The following is a 16,538-nucleotide window of genomic DNA, read 5'->3' as shown; positions in this document are numbered from 1 at the left end:
CGGACCGCCATGAACACGCTCGCCACCGAACTCCAACGCCTGTACCTGCCCCGCCTGGAGACCGAACCCACGACCCCACCGGACGGCCTGGTGGGCCCGGACGGCACGGTGCGCGCCCTGGTCATGGAACTGCGGCGGGCGCCTGACTGGGAGGTGCTGGCCCAGGTCTGGCGGGGCGTGCAGGCCGAGCTGGAACTGCCGGCGCCGGCCATCGCCGTGTCGGGCGATGACGCCATGCAGCTGTGGTTCGCGCTGGCCGACCCGGTGGACGCAGCGCAGGGCCATGCCTTCCTGGACGGTCTGCGGCGCCGCTTCCTGCCCGATGTCGACGCCCGGCGCCTGCGCCTGCTGCCCACGCCTGCGCTGGAACACGCGGCCCTGGTGCCGGCCGAGCAGGCCGGCAGCGGCAACTGGTCTGCCTTCGTCGCGCCGGACCTCGCGCCGGTGTTCGGCGACACGCCCTGGCTGGACATCCCGCCCAACCAGGAGGGCCAGGCCGGCCTGTTGCGCAGCATTGCCGTGGTGAAACGATCCGCGTTCGACGCTGCCATGGACACGCTGGGCACGTGGGCCCCGCCCGGTGCGCCGGAACAGGCGACCCAGCCCGGGCAGCCGGTGGCTCCCGCCGGGCCGGACCGCCCGGCTCAGTCCGCGGCCGGCTCCGGCGCCGGCGCGGCAGCCGATGCCGTCCGTTTCCTGCGCCGCGTCATGGACGACGAGGGCGCGCCCATGGCCCTGCGCATCGAGGCCGCCAAGGTGTTGCTGCATTCACACGGTTGAGGGCTCCAGCGCCCGCAGGCGCTGGTGCGCCGGGCTGTCCCAGTCGATCTTCTGCTGGTTCTTGGCCTGCAGGTAGTGGTAGCTGAACACGTCGAGCCAGGCGTCCAGCGCCTGGGCGGCGTGCTCCTCGCCGGCCAGCGCCAGGCACATGGCAGCCACCTCGCTGGTGCAGAAGTGGTCGTTGCGGCGCGAGCGGCGCAGCTTGTACGCGGAAGCGCGGTCGGGCTGCAGGCTCAGCACGGGCAGGTGGGCCAGATAAGGGCTTTTGCCGAACATCTTGCGCGCCTCCGACCAGGTGCCGTCCAGCAGGATGAACAGCGGCCGGCGGCCCGGCACGGGTGCCACGGCCGTCACCACCCGCTCGGGCGCCGTGTACTCGCCCGGAAACACGACGAAGGGCTGCCATTGCGGGTCGGCCAGCAGCGCCAGCAGGCCGGGTTCCACGCTGGTGCGCGCCCAGCCGAAGGCGAAGGTGTCGACGACCAGGTCGGCGATCAGCCAGCCGGTGTTGCTGGGCTTGAGCGCCTCGGTGTCGGCCATCAGCAGGCAGACGCCGACCTCGGAAGGGGCCGTCGGGCGCAGCGCGCACAGGCAATGGCTGGTCAGTAGGCGGCAGCCCGCGCAGCGGGGCTGTCTGGAGCCGCCGCGGGCCTGGAACGGCCGGATGGCGCGCGCGAGCCGCGCCGCGCGGAGCTGGGAAACGGCATGGGACATGCAGCGATTGTCGCGCCGCGCGCAGCCGCTTGATGGCCGTCATGCGCTGGCACACATGTTGCGATATGTGGTGTACCGCACTCTTTGGACGCGGCAGATTCACGGTCCAGGTGCAGTTTTGGCAAACAGGTGGCATACCACATGAGCCGTGGCAGCTCCGGCAGCATCGATCTGGTGCAGCCGGGGCGGGCGAGGGCGGTGGCGTGCACCGAACAGACCACGAGAGGATCCACATGCTTTCCGTGTCCGTCCGAGAGCCCGAGAACGTGCTCGACCCCGCCCACTTCGACAGCGTGCGCCGGCCCTGGGACCAGGCCGAGACCATGCCGCCCTGGACCTACACCTCGCAGCGCTTCTTCGAGGCCGAGCGCGACCGCATCTTCTTCCGCCACTGGAACTGCATCGGCCACCACAGCAAGGTGCCGGACGCGGGCAGCTATTACACGTTCGACTTCATCGGCGTGCCGCTGATCGTGGTGCGCGGCGATGACATGCAGGTGCGCGCCTTCGTCAACTCCTGCGCGCACCGCGGTGCCGAAGTGATGACGGGCGCGGGCCAGTGCAAGTTCATGAAGTGCCCTTACCACGCCTGGGCGTTCGACCTGAAGGGCCAGCTGTTCGCCACGCCGCTCGTGGACGAAAGCGCGTGTTTCAAGAAGGCCGAGCATGGCCTGCGCCAGGTCAAGCTCGAGCTGTTCGACGGGCTCATGTGGATCAACCTGGACCCGGCCAGCTGCAGCCTGGCCGAGCACCTGGGCGACCTGCCCGAGCGCACCCGGCCGTGGAAGGCCGACGAGATGGTCTGCGTGAACCGCACCGAGCTGACCGTCAACGCCAACTGGAAGCTGTTCAGCGAGAACTTCAGCGACGGCCTGCACGTGCCCTTCGTGCACCAGACCTCGATCGCGAAGAAGAAGGTCTCCAAACGCGATTTCCACGACCCGGCGGTATTCAAGGGCAACTACCTCATGCACTACACCTACTTCGACGGCACGCGCGGCGTGCCCGAAGGCGAGCGCAAGCTGCCCGAGATCGACTTGCCGCCGGAGATGCGGCTGGGCACCTTCTTCCCGGTGGTGCACGCGAACGCTCTGATGGGCTATGCCATCGACAGCATGTCGGTGCACGAGGTGCACCCGATCAGTCCGACCGAGACGCTGCTGGTCAGCTCGATGATGGTCCCCAGGGCCAGCACGCAGATCGACGATTTCGACAAGATCATCGCCAAATACGCCGAGACTTCGAACACCGTGCGCGCGGAAGACCGCGAAGCCGCGCAATGGCAGCAACGCGGCCTGCGCTCGCTGGTCAACCGGCGCGGCTGCTTCACCGAGCCCGACCGGCTGGTGCACGACTACGACCGCTGGATCGTCGACCAGGTCCTCGGCGCCTGAGGCCCGGCCATGCGAGGGCCCCCCATCGAGACCTGGCTGCCTCCAGCGGGCGCCGTGGTCCTGCTGCTGCTCTGGGAGGGCAGCGTGCGCGCCTTCGGCATCTCGGCCTTCGTGCTGCCGCCGCCCACGGCCGTGGCGCGCTCGCTGTGGACGGGCCTGTCCAACGGCGTGTACCTGCAGCATGCGCTGCTGACGGCCACGGAAGCGCTGGGCGGCTTCGTGCTCGCGCTGGCCGCTGGCGTGGTGCTGGGCGCGCTGATCGCCGAGGTCCGCTGGCTCGAAAAGGCGCTGTACCCGCTGCTGGTGGCGCTGCAGGCCATGCCCAAGGTGGCGCTGGCGCCGCTGGTCATCATCTGGCTGGGCTACGGCATCAACTCCAAGATCGTGCTGGCCGGGCTGCTGGGCTTCTTCCCGATCCTGATCAACACCATCGCGGGGCTGAAGAGCTGCGACGCGGGCAAGGTCGATGTCATGCGCGCACTGGGCGCGGGCCGCTGGCAGACCTTCCGCTGGGTGAAGCTGCCCAATGCGCTGCCCTTCGTGTTCGCGGGCATCAACGTGGCCGCCTCCTTCGTCGTGCTGGGCGCCGTGACAGGCGAGTTCCTGGGCGCCAAGGAGGGACTGGGCACGTTGATCCTGCTGGCCAACAACGAGCTCGACACTGCGCAGATCTTCTCCATCCTGCTGATGCTGGGCCTGCTCGGCTTCGTGCTGTACAGCGCGGTGCGCTTCGCGCAGCGCCGGCTGCTCGCCTGGGCGCCCGCCGAGAACCTTCCATCCACCTGAGGGCCGCACATGAGCACCCCGCATTCCGTTCCCATGATCGCGGTCGAGCGGCTGACCAAGGTCTACCGCAGCGTGGCCGCGGAGCAGGTCACCGCGCTGGCCGACATCTCCATGCAGATCGCCGCCGGCGAATTCATCAGCGTGGTGGGGCCGTCCGGCTGCGGCAAGACCACCTTGCTGCGCATCCTGGCCGGCCTGGCCGGCCAGTACCAGGGCCGGGCCGAAATCCGGGGCCAGGCGCTCCAGGGGCCCAGCCGCAGCGTGGGCGTGGCCTTCCAGGACGCCAACCTGCTGCCCTGGCGCAACATCCTGGACAACGTGCTGCTGCCGGCCCAGGTGCTGCACCTGGACATGGGCAAGAGCCGCACGCGGGCGCGCGAACTGCTCGATCTGGTCGGCCTGCGCGGCTTCGAACGCAAGCTGCCGCACGAACTGTCGGGCGGCATGCGCCAGCGTGTGTCGATCGCGCGCGCGCTGCTGCACGATCCGGAGATCCTGCTCATGGACGAGCCCTTCGGCGCGCTCGATGCGATCACGCGCGACAACATGAACTTCGAGCTGCGCCGGATCTGGAAGCAATCGAAGAAGACCATCTTCCTCATCACGCATTCCATCCCCGAGGCCGTGTACCTGAGCAGCCGCGTGTTCGTGATGTCGCCGCGTCCCGGCCGCATCGTGGGTGAGGTCGGCATCGCGCTGGGCGACGAGCGGCCCCTGTCGGTCATGGCCGATGCCGCGTTCGGCGCCCACGTGGGCGAATTGCGCCAGATGCTTGACCGCTCGGAAGCGGCCAACCACGCCGCGCTGCCACTGCGCAAGGCGGCGTGATGGCCGCGCTCGGAATGGACATTCCCGCCGGCGCGCGGCCGCGCCGTGCGGCCGCCTGGCTGGCGCGCGCGGGCGACCTCGCGCTGCCGGCCGCGGCCATCGTGCTGCTGTTCGCGGCCTGGGAGTGGGGCGTGGCGCTGCTGGGCATCGGTGCCTACCTCCTGCCGCCGCCCAGCCAGGTGTTCGCGGCCATCGCCGCCATGGCGCGCGACGGCTCGCTGTGGACCAACGCGCAGGTCACGCTGGGCGCCACGCTCACGGGCTTTGCCATCGCGCTGGCGGCCGGCATCGCGGTGGGCGGGCTGATCGCGCAGAGCCGGCTTGTCGAACGCACGGTCTACGGCTACCTGGTCGCCATCCAGACCCTGCCCAAGATCGCGCTGGCGCCGCTGTTCGTGGCCTGGTTCGGCTTCGGCCTGTCGTCCAAGGTGGCAGTGGCGGCGCTGATCGCCTTCTTCCCCATCGTGGTCAACGTGATCGTGGGTCTGAAGAGCTGCGACACGGGCCGCATCGATGTGATGCGCGCGCTGTCGGCCAGCCGCTGGCAGGTGTTCCGCCTGGTGCAGTTGCCCTCGGCGGCGCCCTTCATCATGGCCGGGGCCGATGTGGCCATCGTGTTCGCGCTGACCGGCGCCATCGTCGGCGAGTTCGTCGGCGCCACGGCCGGCCTGGGCTACCAGATGGTGCTGTCCAACTCGCAGATGGAAGTGCCCAAGGTCTACGGCGTGCTCATCGTCCTGGGTGCCATCGGCATGGCGCTGCATGGCGCGGTCGCGCTGCTGCGGCGCCGGCTGCTGTCCTGGATGCCTGCATCTTCCGCTTCTCCCACATCCCGTTCCTGAAGGAGTTTGCCCATGCTGCCCCGTCATCGCCTTGCGCTGGCTGTCTGCGCGCTGTTCGCCGCGGGAGCGGCCTTCGCCGCCGGCCCCTACAAGACCAGTTTCGGCCCCACCACGGTGGACATCTCCACGGGCCATGCCGGGCATTCCTCCATTCCCAAAAAGATGGGCTACTGGGCGGCCGACAACGTGGAGGTCGATGTGTTCGGCGCCGCCGGCGCCGTGGCCGGCCTGCAGATGGTGGCCTCGGGCAAGATGGACTTCATCACCGTGACGGCCGAGGCGCTGATGCAGGCCCAGGCCCAGGGCATGCCGGTGCAGGCCTTCTACGTGCATGCGCGCGCGCCGATCTCCAAGCTCGTCGTGCCCAGGGATTCGGCCATCAAGAGCGTCAAGGACCTCAAGGGCAAGACCATCGGCATGCCGGTGCTGGAGCTCAGCAGCGCCTACTTCGGCGGTGTGTTCCGCGAGGCGGGCCTGGCCTTCGACAAGGATGTGAAGGTCATCGCCACCGGCACCGGTGCGCCGCCGGCGCTGGCCATGCAGCGCGGCGACATCGTGGCCTGGGCGGCCTGGGACACGGCCGTGGCCAGCCTGGAGAACCGCGGCGCGCAGTTCACCGAGTTCAAGCCCGGCTTCTACGACGACCTGGTCGGCAACGTGATCGTCACGCGCACCGAGATGCTGGAAAAGCACCCCGAGGTGGTGGTCGCGGTGGGCCGCGGCATCGCCAAGGCCGTGCACTTCGGCCTGGCCAACCCCGAGGGCGCGATCAGGATCCACTGGGACGTCTACCCGCAGACCAGGCCGCAGAACGCCGATCCGGCCGCCGCCATGAAGGACGCCAAGACCGTCTTCGTCTCGCGCTTCGACAGCTACAAGCTGGCGCCGGGCATGCAGTACGGCGCCGCGCGGCCCGAGCAGTGGGACACCATCGCCAAGCTGGCGCGCGAGGCCGGCGCCAACCTGCCGGCCAGCTACAACCCGCGCCAGGCCTACACCGACCGGTTCATCGCCGAGATCAACAGGTTCGACCGCAGCGCGATCGAGGCGCAGGCGAAGAACTACCCGTGATCCACCGTCGCCGGCGCGGCGCGCCGGCATCCACCGCAGCGATTGGAGAAGGAAGCACCATGTCCACGACATCCTGGTTCAAGGGCCTGGCCCTGGCGGGCGCCTTGCTCGCCTGGGGCGCGCAGGCCCAGGAGACCATCAAGATCGGCGCGCCGCTGGCGCTGTCCGGCGCGCTGGCCGATGAAGGCAAGAAGCAGCAAGCCGGCTACGCGCTCTGGCTGGAGCGCATCAATGCCGCCGGCGGCATCGTGGTGGGCGGGCACAAGCGCAAGGTCGAGCTGGTCACCTACGACTACCAGACCGACGAGAAGCGCGCGCAGCAGCTCGCCGAGCGCCTGATCAACGTCGACAAGGTGCAGGTCATGACGGCGCCGTTCGGATCCGGCCATGCCAAGGTGGTCGCGGGCGTGGCCGAGCGCTACGGCATCCCCATCGTGGCCGTGGCATCGGCCGAGCCGGTCCACAACCAGGGCTACAAGAACCTGTTCGGCACGCTGGCGCCCTCGGTGGGCCTGATCGACGCCATGATCGCCATGGCCAGGGAGAAGCAGCCCGGCGTGAAGAAGGTCGCCGTGCTGGGCCGCGCCGACGTGTTTCCCAAGGTGATGGCCACCACCATGGCCGAGCAGGCGAAGAAGGCCGGGCTGGAGCTGGTCTACAACGAGACCTATCCGGTGGGCACGCTGGACCATGCCGCCACGCTGACGCAGCTCAAGACCACGGCGCCGGACTGGATCTTCGTGACCGGCTACACCAAAGACCTGGTGCTGGTGCGCAAGCAGATGGCCGACCTGCGCATGACGGCGCCCATGGTCACCATGATCACCGGCCCGGCCTACAAGGAGTTCGTCGACAGCCTGGGCCCGCTGGCCGAGAACGTGACCTCGGCCACCTGGTGGCACCCGTCGCAGACCTACCAGTCCGACGACGTGTTCGGCAGCACCCAGGCCTTCGCCGATGCCGTGCGCAAGAAGACCGGCCAGGACCCGGACTATGTGCACGCATCGTCTGCGGCCGCGCTGGTCGTGATCCAGAAGGCGATCGAGCGGGCCGGCAGCCTGGCGCCCGACGCCTTGCGCCAGGCCATCGCGGCGACGGACATCGCCACCTTCTACGGGCCGATCAAGTTCCGCGCCGACGGCATGAACGAGAACCGCAAGCTGCCCATCATCCAGATCCAGGGCGGCAAGCCGGTGGTGTTGTTCCCGGCCGAGATGCGCCAGGCCGACCTGCTGGCCGTGGCCAGGTGAGGAGCATGCGATGAAGCTGCTGACCGAGGCGCAAAAGCGCCAGTTCGACGAGCAGGGCTACCTGTTCCCCCTGCGCGCCTTCGACGCGGCGCAGGCCGCCACCTACCGCGAGCGCATCGAGGCCTACGAGCGCAGCGTCGGCCACGACGCCAACCGCACGCTGAAGATCAAGGGCCACCTGGCGTTCCCGTGGCTCATGGAGATCGCCACCAACCCGCGCATCCTCGATGCGGTGGAGGACCTGATCGGCCCGGACATCCTGCTGTTCGGCGCGTCCATCTTCGCCAAGGACGGGCGCGACGCGCGCTATGTGTCCTGGCACCAGGATTCGGCCTACTTCGGCCTCACGCCGCACCGCGAGGTGACGGCCTGGGTCGCGCTGTCCGAGGCGTCGGCGATGCACGGCTGCCTGCGCGTGGCGCCTGGCACGCACCGTGGCCCGGCGCTGCAGCACGTGGAGACCTTCGCACAGGACAACATGCTGGCCAAGGGCCAGGCGCTGCAGGGCATCGACGAGGCCGCGGCCGTGGAGATGCCGCTGGCGGCCGGCGAGTTCTCGCTGCACCACGAGCAGATGGCGCACAGCTCGCTGCCCAACCGCGCGGCGGACCGGCGCATCGGCTTCGCGTTCTTCTTCATTCCCGCCGAGGTGCGCTCGGTCAGCGGCCAGGGCCGCGCGACGCTGGTGCGCGGCACCGACCGCTTCGGCCACTGGCAGCCGGACGACCTGCCGCGCTTCGACCTGGATCCGGTGGCCATGCGCCAGCTGCAGGCGTCCTGGGGCGCCTACAAGGACGGCGAGGTCAAGCAGGCGGCCGACCTGGATCCGGTCGAATAGGCCCGGCCCATGGTCTACCTGCAGGTGCTCGCGAACGGACTGACCCTGGGTGCGCTCTACGCCTGCCTGGCGGTGGGCTTCTCGCTGGTGTGGGGTGTGCTGAACGTGATCAACATGCTGCACGGCTCCATGATCATCCTGGGCGGCTATCTGACCTACTTCGCCTGGCTGCACTGGCAGGTGCACCCGCTGGTGGCGCTGCTGCCGGTCTCCGCGCTGGTCTTCCTGCTGGGCTGGGTGCTGCAGGCCGGCCTGGTCAACCGCCTCGTGCACAGGCCGGTGCTGACCACGCTGACGGTGACCTTCGGCCTGGACCTGGTGCTGTACAACGCGATGAATGTGCTGTTCGATGCCACGCCGCGGCGCATCACGCTCGACCTGGGCACGCTGGCCCTGGGCGACGTGGTCGTGGCCTGGGACCGCATCCTCGCCTTTGCGCTGGCGCTGGCACTGACCGGGCTGCTGTACCTGGTGCTGCGCAGCTCGCGCGCCGGCCGCGCCATCGTCGCGGTGCGCATGGACCGCGACGCCGCGGCGCTGATGGGCATCCGCATCCACCGCGTCTACGCCATGACCTTCGCCATCGGCGCGGGCCTGGCCGGCGCCTGCGGGGCGCTGATGGCCATGGTGTTCCCGGTCACCACCAACCTGTCGGGCCTGCTCTTGGACAAGGCCTTCGTGGTCTGCGTGATCGGCGGGCTGGGCACGGTGCCCGGGGCGCTGGTCGGCGGCCTGGTGCTGGGGCTCGTGGAATCGTTCGCCGGCCATTGGTTCGGTCCGCAGAACGCCGTGCTGGTCGGCTTCCTGCTGATGCTGGGCCTGTTGATGACCAGGCCCACCGGCCTGCTGGGACGCAGGGGTTACGAATGAAGCGCAGCATCGTCCCGTTCGCATTGTTCGCGGCCGTGCTGGCGACCCTGCCGCTGGCCGGTGACAACCACCTGGTGCAGCAGGCCACCTTCGTCTGCATGTACTGCGCGCTGGCACTGTCGTGGAACATCATCGGCGGCTACGCCGGCTACCCCTCGTTCGCCACGGCGGCCTTCGTCGGCCTGGGCTCCTACGCGGGCGCGCTGCTGCAGAACGCCGGCGTGCCCATGGTGCTGGCCTGGGTGCTGGCGACGCTGGTCACCGGGCTGTTCGCGGCGCTGCTGGGCTACGGCCTGCTGCGCATGAAGGGGCACTACTTCGCGGTCGGCTCGATCGCCATCGTCGAGGTGCTGCGGCTGGTGGCCTCGTCGTGGTCTGGCCTGACCGGCGGCGGCGAGGGCCTGAACCTGCCCATCCTGGCCGGCGGCCCGGCCTTCGCGGGGATGGTCTTCCTGTACGCCATGCTGGCCGTGATGGTGCTGGCCTTCGCGATGACGGTGCTGGTCGACCGCGGCCGGCTGGGCTTCGGCCTGCAGTGCATCCAGCAGAACGAGGATGCGGCCGACATGGTGGGCGTGGACGTGGTGCGCACCAAGACGGCCGGCTTCGCGCTGTCGGCGCTGTTCTGCGGCACCGTGGGCGCGATCTCGGCCTCCTGGGTCGCCTACATCGCGCCGACCGATGCGTTCAACATCCTGACGACGCTGAAGGTGCCGGTCATGGTGCTGCTGGGCGGGCCGGGCACGGTGCTCGGGCCCGTGCTCGGCGCGACCAGCTTCGTGGTGATCGAGCAGGTCGTCTGGGCGCGCTTCCTGGACTACAACCAGGCCGCGCTCGGCATCGTGGTGGTCCTGCTGGTGTTCTTCCTGCCGGGTGGGCTGCTCGGGCGCCTGCGGCAACGCCGGCCGGCGCGCGCGCCACAGGGCGGACCGGGGGGCGCAGCATGAGCGCGCCGCTGCTGCGGGTACAGGGCCTGACCAAGCGCTTCGGCGGGGTGGCTGCCGTCAACGGGGTCAGCTTCGACCTGGCGCCCGGCCGCATCGTCGGCCTGATCGGGCCGAACGGCGCGGGCAAGACCACGCTGGTCAACCTCGTCACGGGCGTGCACCGGGCGGACGCCGGCAGCCTGGAGTTCGAAGGCCGCGACGTGAGCGGGCAGCGGCCGTTCCAGTCCGCACGGCGCGGGCTGTCGCGCACCTTCCAGATCGTGCAGCCGTTCGCGCAGATGAGCGTGCTGGAGAACGTGGCGGCAGGTGCACTGTTCGCAGGCGGTGCGCGCGACCGGCGCGAGGCGCGCGAGCAGGCGGCCGAACACCTGCGCTTCGTGGGCCTGCAGGCCCAGGCCGACCGGCCTGCCGCGGCGCTGACGCTGCCGTCGCGCAAGCGGCTGGAGCTGGCCAAGTCGCTGGCCATGCGGCCGCGCCTGCTGCTGCTGGACGAGGTCAACGCGGGCCTGAACAGCGCCGAGATCGTCGATGCCATCGCGCTGGTCCGGGCGATCGCGGCGCGCGGCGTGACCGTGCTGCTGATCGAACACCTCATGAAGGTGGTGTTCTCGCTTTGCGACGACCTGCTGGTGCTGCACCACGGCGAGCTGATCGCACGTGGCGAGCCGCGTGCCGTGGCGCAGGACGCCAGGGTGATCGAGGCCTACCTGGGAACCAAGTACGCCGAAAGGATGCAGACCGCATGAACGACGCCAGCGCATCCGCAAGCAGCCCTGCGCCGCAGCCGGCGGACCTGCTGCGCATCACCGGCCTGCAGGCCGGCTACGGCGACGTGCAGGTCCTGTGGGGCGTGGACATGGCCGTCAAGGCGGGCGAGATCGCCTGCGTGGTCGGCTCCAACGGCGCGGGCAAGACCACGCTGCTGCGCACGGTGTCGGGCCTCGTGAAGGCGCGCGCCGGCAGCGTGCATTTCGCGGGACGCGAGCTGGCCGGCGCCTCGCCCGAGGCCGTGCTGCGCGCGGGCATCGCGCAGGTGCCGGAGGGCCGGCGCCTGTTCCGCGGCCTGTCGGTGCGCGACAACCTGCTGCTCGGTGCTCATCTGCGTAGCGATGCGCGGGCCGACATCCTGCGCGACCTGGACTGGGTCTATGCGCTGTTTCCCATCCTGCACCAGCGCCAGCAGCAGGATGCGACCACGCTGTCGGGCGGCGAGCAGCAGATGTGCGCGATCGGGCGCGGGCTCATGTCGCGGCCGACCTTGCTGATGATCGACGAGCTCTCGCTGGGCCTGGCGCCGCGCGCGGTGGAGAAGCTGTCGGAGTCGCTGCTGGAGATCAACCGCACGGGGCTGACCATCCTGCTGGTCGAACAGGACGTGCTGACGGCCTTCGAACTGGCGCACCGCGGCGTGGTGATCGAGACCGGCCGGGTCGCGTTCGCCGGCCCCAGCAGCGTGCTGGCCGGCGACACGCGGGTGCGCGCTGCCTACATGGGCATTTGAATGCTGCGCACCTAGCGCTCGCCCTTGCGGTAGGGCTTCATGAGCGCCTGCGGATAGGCGGCCTTGCGCGCCACCACGACAAGCGCCACGATGGACAGCACATAGGGCAGCATCAGGTACAGCTGGTAGGGCAGCACGGCGTCGCCCGACTGCTGCAGCCGCAGCTGCAGCGCATCGAAGAACGCGAACAGCAGTGCGCCCAGCAGCGCCTTGCCGGGCCGCCAGGAGGCGAACACCACGAGCGCCACGCAAATCCAGCCGCGGCCGTTGACCATGTTGAAGAAGAAGGCGTTGAAGGCCGACAGCGTCAGGAAGCTGCCCGCCACGCCCATCAGCGCCGAGCCCGCCACGATGGCCGCCGTGCGCGTGCGCGCCACCGACAGGCCCTGGCCTTCGGCGGCCTGCGGGTTCTCGCCGACCATGCGCAGCGCCAGGCCCGCCGGCGTGCGGTACAGCAGGTAGGCGATCAGCGGCACCAGCAGCAGGGCCAGCAGCGTGAGCGGCGTCTGCGCGTTCAGCACCGGCACGGGCAGCCAGTCCATGGGCGCGAACGGCGTGACCGTGGGCGGTGTCGTGACCTTCGGAAAGCTCACGCGGTAGCCGTAGTACGACAGCGCCGTGGCCAGCATGGTGATGCCCAGGCCGGAGACGTGCTGCGACAGCGCCAGGCCCACGGTCAGGAAGGCGTGCAGCAGGCCGAAGGCCATGCCCGTCAGCGCGGCCACGGCCACGCCCATCCACAGCGGCCAGCCCAGGTAGACGGCCAGCCAGCCGGCGAAGGCGCCCGCGACCATGATGCCCTCGATGCCCAGGTTGAGCACGCCAGCGCGCTCGCACAGCAGCACGCCTAGCGTGCCGAGGATCAGCGGCGAGGCGATGCGCAGCACCGCGACCCAAAACGCAGCATTGCCCAGGATGTCCAGGATCTCGCTCATTTGCGGATCCTGTACTGCGTCAGCAGCGTCGCCACCAGCACCGCCAGCAGCGCGGTGGCCACGATCACGTCGGCGATGTAGGTCGGCACGCCCACGGCGCGGCTCATGCTGTCGGCGCCGACCAGCACGCCGGCCACGAACACGGCCGAGGCGACCACGCCCAGCGGGTGCAGCCCGGCGAGCATGGCGATCACGATGCCTGCGTAGCCGTAGTTGGGCGACATGTCCAGCGTCACGTAGCTGGTGCGGCCCGCCACCTCGATGGCACCGGCCAGGCCGGCCAGCGCGCCCGAGAGCAGGGCGGTGAGCACCACGGTGCGCGTGACGGGCACGCCCGCGAAGGCCGCCGCGCGCGGGTTGGCGCCCAGCGCGCGGATGTCGAAGCCCAGCACCGTGTAGCGGAAGATGGCCCAGACCAGAAAGGCCAGCGCCACGCCCCAGAGCAGGCCGGTGTGCACGCGCGTCTGCGCGACGAGCTTGGACAGTTCCAGGTCGCTCTGCAGCGCCACGCTTTGCGGCCAACCCATGGCCAGCGGGTCCTTCATGGGGCCGTCGAGCAGCGCGCCCACGGCCAGCAGCATGATGAAGTTGAACAGCAGCGTGGTGACGACCTCGTCCACGCCGAGCTTGTTCTTCATGAGCGCCGGCCCCAGCAGCAGCAGGGCGCCGGCCAGTGCAGCGGCCAGCATCATGAGCGGGAACAGCAGCCACACAGGCCACTCCAGCCCGGTGCCGCCGTGCATGCCGCCGACTGCCACGGCCGCAATGGCGCCGGCGTAGAGCTGGCCCTCGGCGCCGATGTTGAACAGCTTGGCCTTGAAGGCCACGGTGGCGGCCAGGCCGGTCAAGATCAGCGGGATCGCGCGCGTGAGCGTTTCGCTCCAGGCGAACACCGAGCCGAAACCGCCCGCCAGCAGCAAGCCGTAGGTGCGCGCGACCGGCGCGCCGGCCCACAGCACCAGCAGCGCGGCGACCAGCAGCGTGAACGCGACCGCGCCCACGGGCGCCAGCAGCAGCGCGCCGCGCGAGACTTCGTGGCGACGTTCCAGCCTCATGCGGCCTCCGTGCTGCCGGCCATCGCCAGGCCGATGGCCTCGCGCGTCCATTCCTCGGCCGGCCGCGCTGCGCCCAGGTGGCCGGCGTGCATCACGGCCACGCGGTCGCCCAGCGTGAGCACCTCGTCCAGGTCGTCGGAGATCAGGAGCAGGGCGGCGCCCGCGTCGCGCGCGGCGATCAGCTGCTGCTGCACGAAGGCGACGGCGCCGATGTCCAGGCCCCAGGTCGGCTGGTGCACGACGATGAGGGCAGGGACGGAGACCGTGGCCCCCACGCTCCCCGCTGCGCGTGGTTCGCTGTCCCCCGAGGGGGCTGCCCCGCCTTGGGGCGGCCCGGCGGCGGGGCATGTGGCGTCGGCCGTCGGCAGCAGCGCCCGGCCCAGGATGAGTTTTTGCATGTTGCCGCCCGACAGCGACCGTGCCGAAGTGTGCAGGCCGCCGCCACGCACGTCGAAGGTTTGCACGATGCGCTCGGCATGCGCAGTGGCGGCACGCTGGCGGATCCAGCGCAGGCCGGCCAGCGCACGCGAGAAGGTGGGCGTGCGCAGGCGTTCGGAGACCGCGTTTTCCCATTGCGGCAGGTCGCCGACCACGCCGGTGCCGTGCCGGTCTTCCGGGATGCGCGCCACGCCCTGTTGCACCAGTGCGCCCGGCGTCTGCGGCAGGGGCTTGCCCTGCAGCGTGGCGGTGCCGGCGGTGGCTGAGCGCATGCCGGTCAACAGCTCGGCCAGCGCGGCCTGGCCATTGCCGGACACGCCCGCGATCGCCGTGATCTCGCCGGCGCGCAGCGTCAGCGAGAGCCCGCGCAGGCGGTCGTTGCCATGGCCGGCGGTGCTGATGTCGTTCAGTTCGCAGACCACGGCGCCGACACGCTGGGCGGGCTGGCGCTCGCGCTGCTGCACGGCATGGCCGACCATCCAGCGCGCCAGCTGGGCCTGGTCGCAATCGGCCGTGCGGCCCTCGGCCACGAGCTTGCCGTGGCGCAGCACGGCCACGCGGTGCGACACGCGCAGCACCTCGCCGAGCTTGTGGCTGATGAAGATGATGGCCAGGCCCTGGGCCACCATCCCGGCCAGGGTGTCGAACAGCTGCTCGCTCTCCTGCGGTGTCAGCACGGCCGTGGGCTCGTCCAGGATCAGGATGCGCGCGCCGCGGTACAGGGCCTTCAGGATCTCCACGCGCTGGCGCTCGCCGACCGACAGGTCGCCCACGCGCGTGTCCGGGTCCACCGGCAGGCCGAAGCGCCGGGCCACATCGACCAGGTGCGCGCGCGCGGCGGTGCGCCGCGACAACGGGCGCCACAGCGGCTCGGTGCCCAGGACGATGTTGTCGAGCACGCTCAGGTTGTCGGCCAGCGCGAAGTGCTGGTGCACCATGCCCACGCCGGCCGCCAGCGCCGCGCGCGGGTTGCCAGGCGCAAGCGGCCGGCCGAACACCTCGATGCGGCCGGCGTCGGCGGTGTAGTGGCCGAACAGGATGGACATCAGCGTGGACTTGCCGGCGCCGTTCTCGCCGAGCAGGGCCAGCACCTCGCCTTCGCGCAGGTCCAGCGTGATGTCGTCGTTGGCGACCAGGCTGCCGAAGCGCTTGGTGATGCCCTCCAGGCGCAGCACCGTGGCCGCGGCCCCCCTCATTTGGCGGTGGACTTGGGCTGGGCGTCGTCGATCTTGACCGTGAACTTGCCGGCCAGGATCTCGGCCTCGCGTGCGCGCACCTTGGCCACCAGATCGGCCGGGATCTTCTTCTCGAAGGTGCCGAGCGGCGACAGCGCCGAGCCCTTGTGCGCCATGTGCGAGTACTGGCCGTACTCCTCGGGCTTGAACTGGCCGTCCTTGACGAGCTTGAGCGCGCGGTCGATCGAGGGCTCCATGTTCCACAGCGCGGAGACGACCACGGTGTCGGGGTACTGGGCCTGGGTGTCGATCACGTTGCCGATGGCCAGCACCTTGCGCTCCTTGGCCGCGTCGCTGACGCCGAAACGCTCCGCGTAGAGGATGTCCGCGCCCTTGTCGACCATGGCGAAGGCGGCTTCCTTGGCCTTGGGCGGGTCGAACCAGCTGTTGATGAAGCTCACGCTGAACTCCACCTTGGGGTTGATCTCCTTGGCGCCGGCCATGAAGGCGTTCATGAGGCGGTTGACCTCGGGGATCGGGAAGCCGCCGACCAGGCCGATCTTGTTCGACTTCGTCATGCCGCCGGCGACCATGCCGGTCAGGTAGGCCGGCTCCTGGATGTAGTTGTCGAAGACGCTGAAGTTGGGCGCCTGCGGCTTGCCCGAGCTGCCCATCAGGAACATGGTCTTGGGGAAGTCCTTGGCCACCTTGCGGGCAGCCGCCTCGACCGCGAAGGCCTCGCCCACGATGAGCTGGTTGCCGGCCGTGGCGTACTCGCGCAGCACGCGTTCGTAGTCGGCGTTGGCCACGTTCTCGGTGGCCTTGTATTCGATCTCGCCGCGTGCCTCGGCGGCCTTGAGCGCCTTGTGGATGCGGCCCACCCATTGCTGCTCGAAGGGCACGGTGTAGACCGCGGCGACCTTGAGCTTGGCCTGCTGGGCCAGGGCGAAGGAGGGCAGGGCCAGCGTGGCGACGGCGGCGGCAAGGATCAGGGGACGGCGTTGGAACATGTGGGTGGACTCCTCTGGGGGCAAACGACGGCAGGTTCAGCAATATCGGTGCCATGCGCATTGTGGCGCGGTCCGTCCTGTGTGCCGCGCGCGGGCCGATCAAA

Annotated in this window: 17 protein-coding genes; 12 read left to right on the top strand and 5 right to left on the bottom strand. The window is 70.1% G+C overall.

Going from position 1 to position 16,538, the window contains the following annotated elements; genetic code table 11:
• The first annotated feature begins 9 nt into the window (after window positions 1-9).
• Window positions 10-780 carry a hypothetical protein gene (locus ASF45_RS20270; RefSeq protein ID WP_056666810.1) on the top strand — a complete coding sequence of 257 codons (771 nt, stop codon included), beginning with the start codon at window positions 10-12 and terminating at the stop codon, window positions 778-780.
• Here the strand turns inward: ASF45_RS20270 and ASF45_RS20265 are convergent.
• On the bottom strand, window positions 769-1,494 hold the full coding sequence (locus tag ASF45_RS20265; RefSeq protein ID WP_056666807.1) for a tRNA-uridine aminocarboxypropyltransferase: 726 nt from the start codon (window positions 1,492-1,494) through the stop codon (window positions 769-771). The two genes, ASF45_RS20270 and ASF45_RS20265, sit on opposite strands and share 12 nt — an antisense overlap.
• 233 nt (window positions 1,495-1,727) lie before the next feature.
• Between ASF45_RS20265 and ASF45_RS20260 the strand changes: the two genes are divergently transcribed.
• Genes ASF45_RS20260 through ASF45_RS20210 form a run of 11 tightly spaced genes read left to right on the top strand, consistent with a single transcriptional unit; the run spans window position 1,728 to window position 11,821 of the window.
• Window positions 1,728-2,888 carry an SRPBCC family protein gene (locus ASF45_RS20260; RefSeq protein ID WP_056666804.1) on the top strand — a complete coding sequence of 387 codons (1,161 nt, stop codon included), beginning with the start codon at window positions 1,728-1,730 and terminating at the stop codon, window positions 2,886-2,888.
• A gap of 9 nt (window positions 2,889-2,897) precedes the next feature.
• Entirely contained in the window at window positions 2,898-3,674 is a 777-nt protein-coding gene (locus ASF45_RS20255) for an ABC transporter permease (protein ID WP_056666802.1), read from the top strand.
• Between the two features lie 9 nt (window positions 3,675-3,683).
• Window positions 3,684-4,502: an ABC transporter ATP-binding protein gene (locus ASF45_RS20250; RefSeq protein WP_063887725.1), complete on the top strand. Its 819-nt coding sequence runs from the start codon at window positions 3,684-3,686 to the stop codon at window positions 4,500-4,502.
• Window positions 4,502-5,344 (top strand): ABC transporter permease, encoded by an 843-nt coding sequence (locus tag ASF45_RS20245; RefSeq protein ID WP_056666795.1) that lies wholly within the window; start codon window positions 4,502-4,504, stop codon window positions 5,342-5,344. The genes ASF45_RS20250 and ASF45_RS20245 overlap by 1 nt, the downstream gene beginning before the upstream one ends.
• A 12-nt stretch (window positions 5,345-5,356) precedes the next feature.
• Window positions 5,357-6,415 (top strand): ABC transporter substrate-binding protein, encoded by a 1,059-nt coding sequence (locus tag ASF45_RS20240; protein ID WP_056666790.1) that lies wholly within the window; start codon window positions 5,357-5,359, stop codon window positions 6,413-6,415.
• A 59-nt stretch (window positions 6,416-6,474) separates the two neighbouring features.
• Complete coding sequence (locus tag ASF45_RS20235; protein WP_056666788.1) at window positions 6,475-7,665, top strand: amino acid ABC transporter substrate-binding protein; 1,191 nt, start codon at window positions 6,475-6,477, stop codon at window positions 7,663-7,665.
• Between the two features lie 10 nt (window positions 7,666-7,675).
• Complete coding sequence (locus ASF45_RS20230) at window positions 7,676-8,503, top strand: phytanoyl-CoA dioxygenase family protein (protein ID WP_056666785.1); 828 nt, start codon at window positions 7,676-7,678, stop codon at window positions 8,501-8,503.
• Between the two features lie 9 nt (window positions 8,504-8,512).
• Window positions 8,513-9,373, top strand: coding sequence for a branched-chain amino acid ABC transporter permease (locus tag ASF45_RS20225; RefSeq protein ID WP_056666782.1), 861 nt, complete (start codon window positions 8,513-8,515; stop codon window positions 9,371-9,373).
• Entirely contained in the window at window positions 9,370-10,320 is a 951-nt protein-coding gene (locus tag ASF45_RS20220) for a branched-chain amino acid ABC transporter permease (RefSeq protein WP_056666779.1), read from the top strand. Before ASF45_RS20225 ends, ASF45_RS20220 begins: the two co-directional genes overlap by 4 nt.
• Window positions 10,317-11,066, top strand: coding sequence for an ABC transporter ATP-binding protein (locus tag ASF45_RS20215; protein ID WP_056666776.1), 750 nt, complete (start codon window positions 10,317-10,319; stop codon window positions 11,064-11,066). The genes ASF45_RS20220 and ASF45_RS20215 overlap by 4 nt, the downstream gene beginning before the upstream one ends.
• On the top strand, window positions 11,063-11,821 hold the full coding sequence (locus ASF45_RS20210) for an ABC transporter ATP-binding protein (RefSeq protein WP_056666773.1): 759 nt from the start codon (window positions 11,063-11,065) through the stop codon (window positions 11,819-11,821). Before ASF45_RS20215 ends, ASF45_RS20210 begins: the two co-directional genes overlap by 4 nt.
• Before the next feature lie 11 nt (window positions 11,822-11,832).
• Here the strand turns inward: ASF45_RS20210 and ASF45_RS20205 are convergent, their stop codons facing one another.
• From ASF45_RS20205 to ASF45_RS20190, 4 genes are read right to left on the bottom strand one after another with little or no spacing between them, the layout of a single operon-like run.
• Window positions 11,833-12,756, bottom strand: coding sequence for an ABC transporter permease (locus tag ASF45_RS20205; protein WP_056666771.1), 924 nt, complete (start codon window positions 12,754-12,756; stop codon window positions 11,833-11,835).
• Window positions 12,753-13,811: an ABC transporter permease gene (locus tag ASF45_RS20200; protein ID WP_056666768.1), complete on the bottom strand. Its 1,059-nt coding sequence runs from the start codon at window positions 13,809-13,811 to the stop codon at window positions 12,753-12,755. Before ASF45_RS20200 ends, ASF45_RS20205 begins: the two co-directional genes overlap by 4 nt.
• Window positions 13,808-15,445 carry an ABC transporter ATP-binding protein gene (locus ASF45_RS20195; RefSeq protein WP_056666765.1) on the bottom strand — a complete coding sequence of 546 codons (1,638 nt, stop codon included), beginning with the start codon at window positions 15,443-15,445 and terminating at the stop codon, window positions 13,808-13,810. The genes ASF45_RS20200 and ASF45_RS20195 overlap by 4 nt, the downstream gene beginning before the upstream one ends.
• Window positions 15,442-16,434 carry a BMP family protein gene (locus tag ASF45_RS20190; protein WP_056666762.1) on the bottom strand — a complete coding sequence of 331 codons (993 nt, stop codon included), beginning with the start codon at window positions 16,432-16,434 and terminating at the stop codon, window positions 15,442-15,444. Before ASF45_RS20190 ends, ASF45_RS20195 begins: the two co-directional genes overlap by 4 nt.
• Window positions 16,435-16,538 lie beyond the last annotated feature (104 nt).

Source organism: Pseudorhodoferax sp. Leaf265, from assembly GCF_001422365.1.
Taxonomy (GTDB): domain Bacteria; phylum Pseudomonadota; class Gammaproteobacteria; order Burkholderiales; family Burkholderiaceae_C; genus Pseudorhodoferax.
The sequence above is the reverse complement of the archived record's forward strand: the minus strand, read 5'-3'. Positions and strand labels throughout refer to the sequence as shown.

Coding starts and splice junctions, on each gene's coding strand:
- ASF45_RS20270 (WP_056666810.1), top strand. CDS start 10: ATGAACACGCTCGCCACCGAACTCCAACGCCTGTACCTGCCCCGCCTG.
- ASF45_RS20265 (WP_056666807.1), bottom strand. CDS start 1,494: ATGTCCCATGCCGTTTCCCAGCTCCGCGCGGCGCGGCTCGCGCGCGCC.
- ASF45_RS20260 (WP_056666804.1), top strand. CDS start 1,728: ATGCTTTCCGTGTCCGTCCGAGAGCCCGAGAACGTGCTCGACCCCGCC.
- ASF45_RS20255 (WP_056666802.1), top strand. CDS start 2,898: ATGCGAGGGCCCCCCATCGAGACCTGGCTGCCTCCAGCGGGCGCCGTG.
- ASF45_RS20250 (WP_063887725.1), top strand. CDS start 3,684: ATGAGCACCCCGCATTCCGTTCCCATGATCGCGGTCGAGCGGCTGACC.
- ASF45_RS20245 (WP_056666795.1), top strand. CDS start 4,502: ATGGCCGCGCTCGGAATGGACATTCCCGCCGGCGCGCGGCCGCGCCGT.
- ASF45_RS20240 (WP_056666790.1), top strand. CDS start 5,357: ATGCTGCCCCGTCATCGCCTTGCGCTGGCTGTCTGCGCGCTGTTCGCC.
- ASF45_RS20235 (WP_056666788.1), top strand. CDS start 6,475: ATGTCCACGACATCCTGGTTCAAGGGCCTGGCCCTGGCGGGCGCCTTG.
- ASF45_RS20230 (WP_056666785.1), top strand. CDS start 7,676: ATGAAGCTGCTGACCGAGGCGCAAAAGCGCCAGTTCGACGAGCAGGGC.
- ASF45_RS20225 (WP_056666782.1), top strand. CDS start 8,513: ATGGTCTACCTGCAGGTGCTCGCGAACGGACTGACCCTGGGTGCGCTC.
- ASF45_RS20220 (WP_056666779.1), top strand. CDS start 9,370: ATGAAGCGCAGCATCGTCCCGTTCGCATTGTTCGCGGCCGTGCTGGCG.
- ASF45_RS20215 (WP_056666776.1), top strand. CDS start 10,317: ATGAGCGCGCCGCTGCTGCGGGTACAGGGCCTGACCAAGCGCTTCGGC.
- ASF45_RS20210 (WP_056666773.1), top strand. CDS start 11,063: ATGAACGACGCCAGCGCATCCGCAAGCAGCCCTGCGCCGCAGCCGGCG.
- ASF45_RS20205 (WP_056666771.1), bottom strand. CDS start 12,756: ATGAGCGAGATCCTGGACATCCTGGGCAATGCTGCGTTTTGGGTCGCG.
- ASF45_RS20200 (WP_056666768.1), bottom strand. CDS start 13,811: ATGAGGCTGGAACGTCGCCACGAAGTCTCGCGCGGCGCGCTGCTGCTG.
- ASF45_RS20195 (WP_056666765.1), bottom strand. CDS start 15,445: ATGAGGGGGGCCGCGGCCACGGTGCTGCGCCTGGAGGGCATCACCAAG.
- ASF45_RS20190 (WP_056666762.1), bottom strand. CDS start 16,434: ATGTTCCAACGCCGTCCCCTGATCCTTGCCGCCGCCGTCGCCACGCTG.